Source organism: Paraburkholderia sp. J11-2 (assembly GCF_905220185.1).
Lineage (GTDB): Bacteria > Pseudomonadota > Gammaproteobacteria > Burkholderiales > Burkholderiaceae > Paraburkholderia.
In genome coordinates, this window is sequence record NZ_CAJMYY010000008.1 from 32923 (window position 1) to 44225 (window position 11303).

The 11303-nt window shown below is 64.0% G+C and carries 12 protein-coding genes; 8 read left to right on the top strand and 4 right to left on the bottom strand.

The features are described 5' to 3' along the window. Positions 1-303 precede the first annotated feature (303 nt). The 4 genes from U5A57_RS12960 to U5A57_RS12975 all read left to right on the top strand — a co-directional run bounded on the left by U5A57_RS12960 (position 304) and on the right by U5A57_RS12975 (position 4058). Positions 304-519, top strand: a complete 216-nt coding sequence (locus U5A57_RS12960) for a transcriptional regulator (protein WP_321911394.1) — start codon at positions 304-306, stop codon at positions 517-519. A gap of 64 nt (positions 520-583) precedes the next feature. Continuing rightward, positions 584-1504, top strand: coding sequence for a ferritin-like domain-containing protein (locus U5A57_RS12965; protein ID WP_321911396.1), 921 nt, complete (start codon positions 584-586; stop codon positions 1502-1504). Positions 1505-1563: 59 nt separating this feature from the next. Next, on the top strand, positions 1564-3018 hold the full coding sequence (gene iaaH / locus U5A57_RS12970) for an indoleacetamide hydrolase (RefSeq protein WP_321911398.1): 1455 nt from the start codon (positions 1564-1566) through the stop codon (positions 3016-3018). Between the two features lie 278 nt (positions 3019-3296). Beyond that, entirely contained in the window at positions 3297-4058 is a 762-nt protein-coding gene (locus tag U5A57_RS12975) for a CDP-diacylglycerol diphosphatase (protein WP_321911399.1), read from the top strand. A 3-nt stretch (positions 4059-4061) separates the two neighbouring features. Here U5A57_RS12975 and U5A57_RS12980 read toward each other — a convergent pair whose 3' ends face one another. Beyond that, entirely contained in the window at positions 4062-4568 is a 507-nt protein-coding gene (locus U5A57_RS12980) for a MarR family transcriptional regulator (protein ID WP_321911401.1), read from the bottom strand. A gap of 66 nt (positions 4569-4634) precedes the next feature. Between U5A57_RS12980 and U5A57_RS12985 the strand changes: the two genes are divergently transcribed. Together U5A57_RS12985 and U5A57_RS12990 are read left to right on the top strand one after the other, a co-directional pair. After that, positions 4635-5111, top strand: coding sequence for a carboxymuconolactone decarboxylase family protein (locus U5A57_RS12985; RefSeq protein ID WP_321911402.1), 477 nt, complete (start codon positions 4635-4637; stop codon positions 5109-5111). Positions 5112-5387: 276 nt separating this feature from the next. Then, positions 5388-6125: a hypothetical protein gene (locus U5A57_RS12990; protein ID WP_321911404.1), complete on the top strand. Its 738-nt coding sequence runs from the start codon at positions 5388-5390 to the stop codon at positions 6123-6125. Positions 6126-6221: 96 nt separating this feature from the next. On the opposite strand, the gene U5A57_RS12995 is transcribed toward U5A57_RS12990, so the two are convergent. The 3 genes from U5A57_RS12995 to galU form a co-directional block, all read right to left on the bottom strand. After that, positions 6222-7550 carry an ATP-binding protein gene (locus U5A57_RS12995; protein WP_321911406.1) on the bottom strand — a complete coding sequence of 443 codons (1329 nt, stop codon included), beginning with the start codon at positions 7548-7550 and terminating at the stop codon, positions 6222-6224. Continuing rightward, entirely contained in the window at positions 7547-8284 is a 738-nt protein-coding gene (locus U5A57_RS13000) for a response regulator (RefSeq protein WP_028202613.1), read from the bottom strand. Before U5A57_RS13000 ends, U5A57_RS12995 begins: the two co-directional genes overlap by 4 nt. Positions 8285-8465: 181 nt before the next feature. Then, positions 8466-9410, bottom strand: coding sequence for a UTP--glucose-1-phosphate uridylyltransferase GalU (gene galU / locus U5A57_RS13005; protein WP_321911768.1), 945 nt, complete (start codon positions 9408-9410; stop codon positions 8466-8468). A 334-nt stretch (positions 9411-9744) separates the two neighbouring features. Between galU and U5A57_RS13010 the strand changes: the two genes are divergently transcribed. Both U5A57_RS13010 and U5A57_RS13015 read left to right on the top strand, forming a co-directional pair. Beyond that, a complete protein-coding gene (locus U5A57_RS13010; protein WP_321911409.1) occupies positions 9745-10302 on the top strand; it encodes a carboxymuconolactone decarboxylase family protein in 558 nt (185 codons plus the stop codon). A 37-nt stretch (positions 10303-10339) separates the two neighbouring features. After that, the gene (locus tag U5A57_RS13015; RefSeq protein WP_321911411.1) at positions 10340-11185 is read left to right on the top strand and encodes a helix-turn-helix transcriptional regulator; all 846 of its coding nucleotides are present in this window, start codon (positions 10340-10342) and stop codon (positions 11183-11185) included. Positions 11186-11303: the final 118 nt, after the last annotated feature.

The window sequence follows — 11303 nt, forward strand, 5'->3', positions numbered from 1 at the left end:
GGACGGGAAACGTTCCCTAACCCACATTGCGCATGTCGCGTGGTGCGCATCGCGTGCGCCATCCCACAGACTGCGCATTTCGTCCGGTCCACATTGAAGCCGGATTCACCCCTCGCCTCATCCGGATCATTCTGCTGACCGTCCCAGGCCGCACTTGATTTGCTTGCGACGAATGATTGGTTCCATCGACACGCGGCGGCTCGTACGCTGGTCCGTGTCGGCACAGCGAGTGGCTGCAAATACACGCGCCACCCAGGAAGAGAACCCGAGCAAATCAGCAGTCGATCAGCAGGAAGCGCGGCCATGAACACTCCACTACGCTACAAAGGCTACGTCGTCGCCCCCAGCGCGCAGCAACTCCCGAACGGCCTTTTCGCCGCCAATCTCACCATTGGCACGCAGCCGGGCGCGCAGTATTCGTTCGACGCACTCGATTACTTCTTCGAAGAAAGACACGCGCTCGCCTATGCCTGCCGCTGGGCGCGCATGTGGATCGACCAGCAGCGCCACTGCGCGTGAGCGCGCCTGCTTCCTTACGGTTGTGACAGAATAGGAGTCATACCCCGTTCAAATTTCGATGCCCATGTCCGAAACCCTGACGCATCCGGACGAAGGCGCAGCCTTCATCTCCGAGCAGGACGCCGCGTTGCGGCACTGGACTCACGCCACGCCAGGGCCCATCAAAATCGGATCGGACGAACACCGCAAGATGTTCTGCCGGATGCTGCTCGACACCCACGATCCTTATCGGCCCGCCGTGCTCGACTGGCCCAAGCTCGAACCCGACGCGCTCGGGAGGCTCACGTCGCTGCCGATCTGGGACATCGCGGTGCAAACCGAGGGCCGCGCCTCGATTCGCGTGAAGACTTACGCGCAAACCCTGAACGACCCGCTGCTGCGCGAAGCGATCGAAATGGACGCCGCCGAAGAGGCGCGCCACAAGGTCGTGCTCTCGCACCTCGTGCAGGCCTATGGCATCGAACTTGCGCCGGAACCCGCGTACCCGCCGCCCAAAAAAGCGGAATGGGCGTGGATGTTCACCGGCTATAGCGAGTGCATCGACAGCTTCTTCGCGTTCGGCCTGTTTCGCTCGGCGCAGCGCTCGGGCTTTTTTCCGGCAGACCTCGTCGAAACCTTCGAGCCCGTGATCCAGGAAGAGGCGCGTCATATCCTCTTCTTCGTGAACTGGGTAGCGTGGTACCGCAAGACCATGCCCTGGTGGCGCAGGCCGTGGCACTCCGTGCGCGTAGCCGCTATCTGGTTCATGCTGGTGTGGGAGCGGCTCGCTATCGCTCGAGGTATCGACGCCAGCGGCAACGCGCGCGACTCGAATTTCCTGCCCGCGAACCGCGAGGTGCTGGGCGACTCGCTCGAACCGCGCGAAATGATCGAACTCTGCCTCGAGGAAAACGACGCGCGCATGAGCGGCTACGACGCGCGCCTGTTGCGGCCAACGCTCGTGCCCACGCTCGCACGCTTCGCGCTACGCTTGCTGAAGAAGTAGCGCCACAACGTCTCACGCGCTGTGTGCATGGCCACATGGCCGCACGAGGAGAACGCCGCATGACCTGGACTGTCGACCAGCAACTGGAACTGAGCGCGACGCAAGCCGTCGAGGCCATCCACGCAGGACAACTGAAGGCCGCCGACTACGTCGCCACGTTGCTCGCGCGCGCACAAGCGCTCTCCAACCTCAACGCGTTCACCGTGCTCGACGTGGAAGGCGCGCTCGCCGCCGCACAACGTATCGACGCGCTAGCGCCAGGCGAGCGTGCGCGTCTGCCGCTTGCGGGGCTGCCCGTGGCCGTGAAGGACAACATCAATACGCGCGGTCTGCAAACCTCTGCGGGCACGCCCGCGCTCGAAGGCTTCCTGCCCGCGCGTCACGCGCCATCGGTGCAGCGCCTCGTCGACGCCGGCGCAATCGTGCTCGGCAAAGCCAACATGCACGAGCTTGCGTTCGGCATCACCAGCACGAATCTCGCGCCGCATGCCGGGCCCGTGCGCAACCCCTGGGATCCCGAACGAATTCCTGGCGGCTCGTCAGGCGGCACGGCGGCCGCCATCGCGGCGCGCATCGTGCCCGCGGGACTGGGCACTGACACGGGCGGCTCCACGCGCATTCCCGCCGCGCTGTGCGGCATCGTCGGTTTGCGCCCGAGCGTGGGCGACGGCGGCACGCAACGCCGCTATCACGACCCGCAAGCCGTCGTGCCGATCAGCCATACGCGCGACACGGTCGGGCCGATGGGACGCACCGTAGCCGATGTCGCGCTGCTCGACGCCGTGATCACGGGGCACGGTCCGCTCTCGCCTGCCGCCGTGCCGAATCTGCGTGTTGGCCTGCCCGCGCCGCTATGGGAAGGCCTCGAAACCGCGCTCGAAGATGTGGCGCGCGTAGCGCTCGCGAAGCTCGAAGCTGCGGGCGTCACGCTCGTGCCTGTCGAAATGCGCGAGCTGCTCGCGCTGAACGACCGCGTGAGCTACGCGATCGCGCTGCACGAGCCCATCGACGATCTCGCCGCGTGGCTCGTTGCGAACCACGCGCCCGCGCAAACCGTGGCCGAGGTCGCCGCGCGTATTGCGAGCCCCGACGTGCGCGCGGCCTACGACGCCGTGCTCGCCGACGCGCGCGGCGGCGACTACCACGGCGCGATGACCGTGTGGCGGCCGCGCCTGCAGCAGCTCTATGCACAGACCTTCTCCGCAAGCGGCCTCGACGCGCTGCTCTTTCCCACGACGCGGCTCGCCGCCGTGCCGATCGACGAGCTGAACGGTTCGTCTCGCGTGTCGATCGACGGCGCGGCGCCGATCGACGAACTGGAGGCGTACCTGCGCAACACCGATCCCGCGAGCAACGCCGGCATTCCGGGCCTCGCGCTCCCGGCGGGCCTAATCGATGCGCGCTTGCCAGTCGGTCTCGAACTCGACGGACCGGCTGGCGGCGACCGCAGGCTGCTCGCGATCGGTCTCGCGTTCGAAGCGATTCTGGGGACGCTGCCTGCGCCTGAAATTTGAGGCGACGACGCAACCTGGCGAGTTCGTCGTGGCCTTTGTGGCGTCGTTCCTCACGTGTTGGATCGCGAGGCACGTCGTATGAACACCGGATTCGTTGCGCAAAACTCAGTGATCGCGCTGCTCGTCGCCGCGAGCCTCGTGACTGTCACGGGCATTGCGCTACACTGCGCGCTGCGTCGCGCCGCGACGTGAGCAGGCTCGCACCGCGGCGCGTTTGATCGAATGAATCCAGACCCTTCGTGCCAATGCGATCCCTGCGCCTTGCCCCTTTCATACGGATGTCCCGCCTTGCCGCGGCCACGGCGGCAGTCGTTGCGCTCGCCGCCACGGGCGCCTGCGTACGCCTCTCCGCGGTCGACTCCAACGGTCTCTGGAAAGTCGTGGGCGGCCAGTGCGTGCCGAACATGCGCGACAAGGGCCAGCCCGGCCCCTGCACCACCGTCGACTTCCAGAAACGCTATGCCGTGCTCAAGGACATCGCAGGCCGCGCGCAATATCTCGTGATTCCCACTGACCGCTTGGCCGGCATCGAAAGCCCGGAGATTCTTTACGGCGGCGCGCCGGAATACTGGGTAGGCGCATGGGGAGCCGGACGCTTTGTGGAAGCGAAACTCGGCATGCCGCTCGCCGGCAACCAGCTCGGCCTGGAGATCAACTCCTCGGAGCGCCGCACGCAGAATCAACTGCACATTCACGTCGATTGCATGCGCCCCGACATTACGAAAGCGCTCGCGCCGTATGGCGACATCGCGCCGGGCACATGGCGCTGGACGACGCTCGACGGCTCGCGCTACCGTGTTACGCGCGTGACGAGCCTCTCGGACCGTAACAACCCGTTCCGCGTAGTCGAGCGCGATCTCAGCCCGAAACAGACCATGGCCGTGCAGACGATACTCGTGACGGGCGCAGGCCCCGATGCGCAGCGCAACGGCTGGCTCGTCGTGAACAGCGGGCTCGATGTCGATGGCGGAACAGGAACGGCGGAAGGCCTGCTCGACCATTCGTGCAGTCTCGCGCAGGAGAAAAGCGCCTCGCAGTAACACTTAGCCGGCGTCGTCCTCGCGCGCGACGCTCACTAACCAGCGCCGTATCACCTGCTCTTCTTCGGCCGTGAAGCCCGCGGCCATGCGCGCCTCCAGCTTCTTCACACGCGAGCGGCACTGCTTGAGCAGCGCCTCGCCCTCGTCGGTCACGTCGATCTGCTGAATGCGCCCATGCACCGCGTGCGGCCGACGCACGATTGCGCCGCCGCGTTCGAGATTCGCGACGATCACACTCACCGTTTGCGGCGTGAGCGCCGCGAGCCTCGCGAGATCGGCGCCCGAAATGCCGGGGTACGCGACCAGCAGCGTCAGCACGACGAACTGCGGCGGCGTAATGCCGATATCGTCGAGCGCGCGTTCCATGCGCAAACGGTGCGCCGCACCCGCCTGGCGCAGCAGGTAGCCGAAATAGCCCGCCTCGCCGCGCTTGCCCTCACCGACCTCCGGAATGGCGCTCACGGGCTCGCCCCTCTTCATAGCCGGGTCTTTCTTCGCAGTCTTGCGCATAATGTCAGAGTTCGAATATGATGTTCGTGCTCTGATATTAACTGTCAAACTTCGCGAGGTCCAGTCATGTCCAGCGCTTCCACCCGTATTGCTTATGAAGCTTTCGTGCGCGACGCCGCTCCCGTGGCCACCGCGCTCTCCGCCATGAGCAAGGCGGTCGATGCTTCCGGGCTCGAAAAGCCGCTCACCGAGTTGCTGAAAATCCGCGCCTCGCAAATCAACGGCTGTGCCTTCTGCATTCAGTATCACCTCAACATTGCGCGCGAAAATGCCGTGCCGCGCGTCAAGCTCGATCTCGTGGCCGCATGGCACGAGGCGCCGGAATGCTTCAGCGAGCGCGAGCGCGCCGCGCTGGCCTACACCGAGGCGCTGAGCGCGAAGCTCCATGAAGGCGTGAGCGATGCACTTTACGAAGAAGTCGCGCGACAATTTCCCGGCGAACAGATGGCGTTCTTGACCGCCGCCGTGGCGAATATCAATGCGTGGAACCGCATTGCTGTGGCGCTGCGTTTTGCGCCGCCGGTGCGCGACGAAGCGGCCTGATTGCCGCCAAGGAAAGGTAAGGTAAGGATTGCGCGAGATTCTTACCAGAACTCTTTCCTCCAATTACAAAGCCGCCCCCTGCGGCGAAAGGCGACATACGATTGCGCCAACTGAGTGGCCTGACCAGCCATCTCGGTCGAGCATCGACCATATCGCACATTTACCGGGGGGTTAAACATGTCGATAAGCGCGTTATCCAACTCAAACTCGCTGTATTCCACCTGGGCGGCTTACCAGGCAGACGGACAAACCACAAGCACCAGCCAGACGCCGGGCATGCAAATGTCCTCGGACGCCTCGTCGGACTCTAACAACGTCAATCCGCTCGTTGCCGCCATCGCCTCGGCGCTCTCATCGCTCGGCTTCACGACCAACAGCACGGCCAGTGCTTCCGCTAGCACCAGCAGTTCAGATTCGTCGTCGAGCGCCACCGCTTCGACGTCGAGCACGTCGGCCACTTCGCCCGATGCACTGGCCGCCGCGCTTCAGCAATTCCTCGGCGCGCTGTTCCAGGCGGCCGCGCAACAAAGCGGCGCCACCGTGACGGGCACGGACGACAGCAGCACGGTTTCGTCGGCAAGCGCTGCGTCTGCGACGAGCGCGGCTTCGAGTTCTTCGAGTTCCAGCACGTCGTCCACGTCGAGCGATACGAGCAGCGCAGCCGCGATGATGCCTCCGCTGCCGCCTCCGCCGCCCTCGTCGGCGGGCGGCTACGGTAACGATCTGGCCTCGGCAATCTCGAACCTCGCGCAGTCGCTTACTTCGGCTTCCTCGGCTTCGAGCAGCACGTCCTCCGATTCGAGCGCGTCAAGCAGCACATCGAGCGGCAGCAGTTCGGACAGCGAACTGACGTCCGACTTCCAGAACCTCTTGACGGCCATGGGCGCATCGTCGAGCAGTTCCACAAGCGACACGACGTCCGAGCTTCAGCAATTCCTCACGACGCTCGCCAGCAACCTGCAACAGCAGGGCTCGGGCGCCGCGAGCGGCCTGTTCGTGAGCACGACGGCCTGACCCAATCCGTCCACAAGCGCCCGCTTTTCAAGCGTTGGTACGTTTGTTTGCGCGCCGGTCCGCGAGGGCTCGGCGCGCTTTTTTCGTGTGGGCGTGTCAGGTGTGGGTGACGGGAAAGCTGAGCTGCACGAGCAGGCCGCCTTCGGGATGGTTCTCGACGTCGCAATGGCCGCCGCAGTCGCGCGCGAGCCGCGCGACGATGGCCAGCCCGAGACCGCAATGGCCTTCGCCGCCACGCGCCGCACTCAGACGTACGAACGGCCTCATGGCCGCCGGAATCCGCTCGGGCTCGATACCTGCGCCGTGATCGCGCACGCTTATCCAGCACGATCCGTTTTCGATCGCCGTCGAAATTTCGACCGGCGGTGCGCCATACTCAAGCGCGTTGTCGACCAGATTCGTGACGAGCCGGTCCAACGTCACCTGCGGCAGCTTGAACCGGGGGCCCGCGCGCAAATCGAGCACGAATAGCGGTCCGTTGCCGCCCTCGATTTCGTCAGGATTGCCAAACTGGCTTTGCAGAAAGCCATCGACGCTCAGCAGCCTGCCCGCGTCGGGCGACTGTTGCGCGAACTCCAGAAACTGCTGGACGATGTGGGTGAGCGAGTCGACGTCGCGCAGCATGCCATTGCGCTCCGACTCCTCGGCCATCAGCGTCGCACGCAGTTTCAGCCGGGTAAGCGGGGTCTTCAGATCATGCGCAATGCCGCTCAGCATCACCACGCGGTCGTCTTCGGCCTCGTTCACACAGCGCATCATGTCGTTGAACGACGTGCTCACATCGCGCAGTTCGCGTGGCCCCTTGCCTTCGAGCGGCGCAATGCGCTCACCCGTGCCGAACCGGCGCGCCGCCTGCGCGAGACTCGCAAGCGGTTTCTGGATCTGCCAGGCAGCGAGGAAGGACAGCGTAAGCGCTGCCAGCAGCATCGAGATTCCTTCGATGACAAAGCGCGGCGGCGGCGGAATATCGACGGGCACGACGACCCAGGTCGTGCTGCCCGGAAAGCGTACCCATAGTTGCGGCGGCCGCCCATCGTCCACGGCGAACTGCGTGCCGGGCGGCAATTGCTCGCGTAGATGGCGCGTCAAGTCGACTAGCGGCCGGCGCGTCGGTTCGTGCAAGTGAACGTCCTTGGGCACGTTCCACACCGGCACGCGGTGCACGCGCAGCACGGCGCTCAGGTCGCCGTCCTTCGGCGGCTCGAGAGAGCCGCCAAGATGCACGGGTGGCGGCACTGTGCCGCCACCGACGTGCTCCTCGCTGGCCACGCGCAGCGCGAGCAGCACGCCGCGTGCGAAACCGTCGACTTCATGGCGCGGCGGCTGGCGGGCAAGCAGCAAAAACCAGCCAAGCTGCATGGAAAGCAAAACCGCCGTCGAGAGCAACGCCATGCGCCCGAACAGCGTATTCAACGGACTTCTCACTGAATTGCTGCGCCGTGCGCCTCCGAATAATTCGCGGGATCCGGCACGAATACATAGCCCTTGCCGCGCACCGTTTGAATGTGGCGCGGATTGGACGGATCGGCCTCGATCACGCGGCGCAGGCGCCAGATCGGCACGTCGAGGCTGCGTTCGTGAAACTCGCGCTCGTCGCGGTGCACGATATCGTGGATCAGCGTGCGCGAAAGCACTTTGTAGGGATGCGTGGCGAATACCTTCAGCAGCGCGAATTCGCTTTCCCGCAAGGGGATTTGCGTGTCGCCGCAGGAGAGCGTGCGCATCGTGAAATCGAGTTCGAAGTCGCCGAACCGGTAGCGCCGGCGCGCTTCCGGCGCGCTCGCGGTGGACGGGCCGCGCCGGCGCAGAATGTTCTGAATGCGCACGAGCAGTTCGTGCGGATCGAAAGGCTTTGGCAAATAGTCGTCCGCGCCCAGCGAAAGCCCGCGAATGCGATCGCTCACCGCGCCGCGCGCCGTAACGAAAATCACGGGAATGTCGTCGCCGGCCGCGCGCAGAGCGGCGATGGCCTCGAGGCCGTCGGTCTCGGGCATCATGATGTCCAGCACCACGATGGACGGACGTTCGCGCTCGAGGCGGCGCTGGAGGTGGACGCCGTCGTGCAGCACGGCCGTATCGAAGTTATGCGAGCGCAGAAAACGGCTCAGCAGGTCGCGCACGACGGGATCGTCGTCGACAATGAGGACGCTGGGGTTCATGCCGCGATTTTAAAGCAGCGGGGCGGGCGGAACCTTGCAACGTTTCTTACCTTTCCTTTCCTCGCATCACCTTTGAAAAAGGGCGGAATCATCGGGTTTCATCCAGATAGCATGAAACCCTGCAATGGAGCCTGCACGTTCGCACGGATCGTTCAATTCTCCTATGCAACCTGGCATGACTTCAGTGCGCGAGTTCCTGCACGCCCGGAGCCAGCTGGTTGAGCATCGGAACCGGTGCCCACGCACCCAGTTGCAACGCGCCAACGCGCTCACGCAGCCATGCGTCGAAGGTCTCGTGCAACTCCGCATGCCGCAGGGCGAAATCAACCGTCGCCTGAACATAGCCGAGCTTGGTGCCGCAGTCATAGCGCTTGCCAACGAACTCGTAGGCCAGCACCTGCTCCCCCTCGCGCATTGAATGGATGGCGGGCGTGAGTTGGATCTCGCCATTCAAGTCGGGCTTCACCGAACGCAAATGCGCGAAGATGCTTGGCATGAGCACATAGCGTCCGGCAACGCCGAAGCTCGACGGCGCCAGTTCGGGCGAAGGCTTCTCGATGATGCGGCTGACGCTGATCACGCGTTCGTCCCAATGGCGGCCATCGATCACGCCGTGCGTCGTGGACTCTCGCGAATCGAATTCCTCGACGGCGAGAACCGAGGAATCGTAGTGGCTGAATATATGCACCATCTGCGCGAGAACCGGGGGCGTTCCATCGAGCAGATCGTCAGCGAGCACGATTGCAAACGGCTCGTCGCCAATGAGCTTTTCTGCGCAGAGTATGGCGTGGCCAAGACCAAGCGGCTCGGCTTGCCGAACGTAGATGCACTCGACGTTGGCCGGCTTGATGTCCTGCACGAGCTCGACGAGATTTTGCTTGCCTCGCGCCCTCAGCCGATGTTCGACCTCGTAGGACTTGTCGAAATGATCCTCGATGACACGCTTACCGCGGCCCGTGACGAATATCAGTTCCGTAATGCCTGCGGCTATTGCTTCTTCAACAGCGTATTGAATGAGCGGTTTGTCGATAACGGGCAGCATTTCCTTCGGGCTCGCCTTCGTTGCCGGCAGAAAGCTCATATCGATTCCCGCCACCGGGAACACAGCTTTACGAACACCAAGCATGATGACCTCACCTGTCTGGTAGAGCGGTGGTATGGCCATGGTGGGTTGCAGAAGATTTGCACTCCGACCCCGCATCTCCCCGAGTGGGGAGTCGGCTCGGCAGCAGGCGTCCCAGAGTTCGACCTGAAAGGTCTGCCGAAAAGCCTGCACACATGATCGCACTGTTTTCCTGAAAAATGCGCGCTCGAAAACGCGGCCACGCCCTGCACGCCAAAGTTCGCGATTCACTGCAGCGCCGCTATTACATGGCATGTAATTGGCGCGGCGCGCCGTCGCTTCTACTCTTCGGCTGTCGCGTCGCCAATCGGGTGACGCCCAACACCCAGGAGTCAGCATGTCCACCTATCCTCAACACACGATCGAGTCCGCACCCGCGCAATCGCAGCCCGTGCTCCAGCAACTGCAGCAGACGTTCGGCATGATCCCGAACATCGCGGCGAAGATGGCCAACTCGCCGGTGCTGATCGGCGGCTTTTTCAGCGTGTTCCAGCGTGTCCACTCGAGCAGCCTGAGCGAGCCGCAGATCCAGACACTGCTGCTGACCAATGCGGTCACGAATGCAGCCGAATGGCCCGTTGCGTTTCACACGGCGCTAGCCTTGACGGAAGGCGTCAGTCGCGCCGACGTCGAAGCGATGCGCCACGGCCGCCCGCCGGCCGACGCGCAACTCGCTGCCTTGTCGACGCTTGCGCGCACGCTGATCGAAAAGCGCGGCCGTATCTCCGGCGAAGACCAGCAGCGCTTTCTCGATGCAGGGTTCAGCGCCGAGCAGACGTTGGAGGTCATCGCGGTGGTCGCCGCATCGGCCATCACGAACTACGTCGCGAGCGTGACACACCCGGCGCTCGAAGCGCAGTTCGAGCCATTTGCCTGGCGTGCGAACGCGGCGTGAGTCCGCTATCGTGGTTCACTTCAACTATGGAGAACTGATGAACGCCACGCGAGCCGTCCCACACGCGACGCAAAGCGAACTCGGCACCCTGCTGCGCTATTGGCGGGATGCGCGTGGCGTGAGTCAACTCGATCTGTCACTGGATGCGGGAATCTCCCAGCGGCAGATCAGCTTTATCGAAAGCGGGCGCAGCGTGCCGGGCCGTGACACGCTGCTTGCCCTGGCACAGACACTCGATGTGCCGCTGCGCGAGCGCAACGCCCTGCTGCTCGCCGCCGGCTACGCGCCCGTTTATTCGGAAGCGCCCTGGAACGCACAGGAAATGCAGCACGTCGTGCGGGCGTTGGAGCGCGTGATTCGCCAGCACGATCCGTTTCCGGCCATCGTCATGGACCGGCACTGGAACGTGCTGATGACCAACGACGCCGCGCCGCGCTTCTTCGGCCACTTCATCGACATGGCGGCGCGCACGGGCCGGCGCAACATGCTGCATTTGATGTTCGATCCTCAGGGCCTACGCCCCTTCCTTGCCGACTGGGAGAACGTTTCGCGAAGCCTGTTGCAGCGTGTCTATCGCGAAGCGGTCGGCCGCGTGATCGACGACGAAACCCGTATGCTTCTCGATGAATTGCTTGCATATCCCGGCGTGCCGGGCGACTGGAAAGCGCATCACGGATCGAGCAGCACGCCTGGCATGCCAGTCATTCCACTGAGTTTCATCAGCAACGGCAGCGTGCTTCGCTATTTTTCGATGGTGACAAGCGTGGGCGCGCCGCAAAACGTCGCCGCTCAGGAATTGCGCCTTGAATGCATGTTCCCAGCCGACGACGACACCGAAACGCGGCATCGGGAACTGCTTGCGGCGCATGCGAAGCAACGCTGAGCGGTTCCTGGCCGCAAGCGAAAAAAAGGGCGCTCCGCTATAACAGAGCGCCCCAGGGTAAAACTCTCACGTCGTTCTCCGGCTACAGGGAAACCGGAAAGAACTCATTGGCCCAGCC

What these genes read in the sequence shown, in the direction of transcription:
- U5A57_RS12960 (WP_321911394.1), top strand. Translation starts at nt 304, where the DNA reads ATGAACACTCCACTACGCTACAAAGGCTACGTCGTCGCCCCCAGCGCG.
- U5A57_RS12965 (WP_321911396.1), top strand. Translation starts at nt 584, where the DNA reads ATGTCCGAAACCCTGACGCATCCGGACGAAGGCGCAGCCTTCATCTCC.
- iaaH (WP_321911398.1), top strand. Translation starts at nt 1,564, where the DNA reads ATGACCTGGACTGTCGACCAGCAACTGGAACTGAGCGCGACGCAAGCC.
- U5A57_RS12975 (WP_321911399.1), top strand. Translation starts at nt 3,297, where the DNA reads ATGTCCCGCCTTGCCGCGGCCACGGCGGCAGTCGTTGCGCTCGCCGCC.
- U5A57_RS12980 (WP_321911401.1), bottom strand. Translation starts at nt 4,568, where the DNA reads ATGCGCAAGACTGCGAAGAAAGACCCGGCTATGAAGAGGGGCGAGCCC.
- U5A57_RS12985 (WP_321911402.1), top strand. Translation starts at nt 4,635, where the DNA reads ATGTCCAGCGCTTCCACCCGTATTGCTTATGAAGCTTTCGTGCGCGAC.
- U5A57_RS12990 (WP_321911404.1), top strand. Translation starts at nt 5,388, where the DNA reads ATGCAAATGTCCTCGGACGCCTCGTCGGACTCTAACAACGTCAATCCG.
- U5A57_RS13000 (WP_028202613.1), bottom strand. Translation starts at nt 8,284, where the DNA reads ATGAACCCCAGCGTCCTCATTGTCGACGACGATCCCGTCGTGCGCGAC.
- galU (WP_321911768.1), bottom strand. Translation starts at nt 9,410, where the DNA reads ATGCTTGGTGTTCGTAAAGCTGTGTTCCCGGTGGCGGGAATCGATATG.
- U5A57_RS13010 (WP_321911409.1), top strand. Translation starts at nt 9,745, where the DNA reads ATGTCCACCTATCCTCAACACACGATCGAGTCCGCACCCGCGCAATCG.
- U5A57_RS13015 (WP_321911411.1), top strand. Translation starts at nt 10,340, where the DNA reads ATGAACGCCACGCGAGCCGTCCCACACGCGACGCAAAGCGAACTCGGC.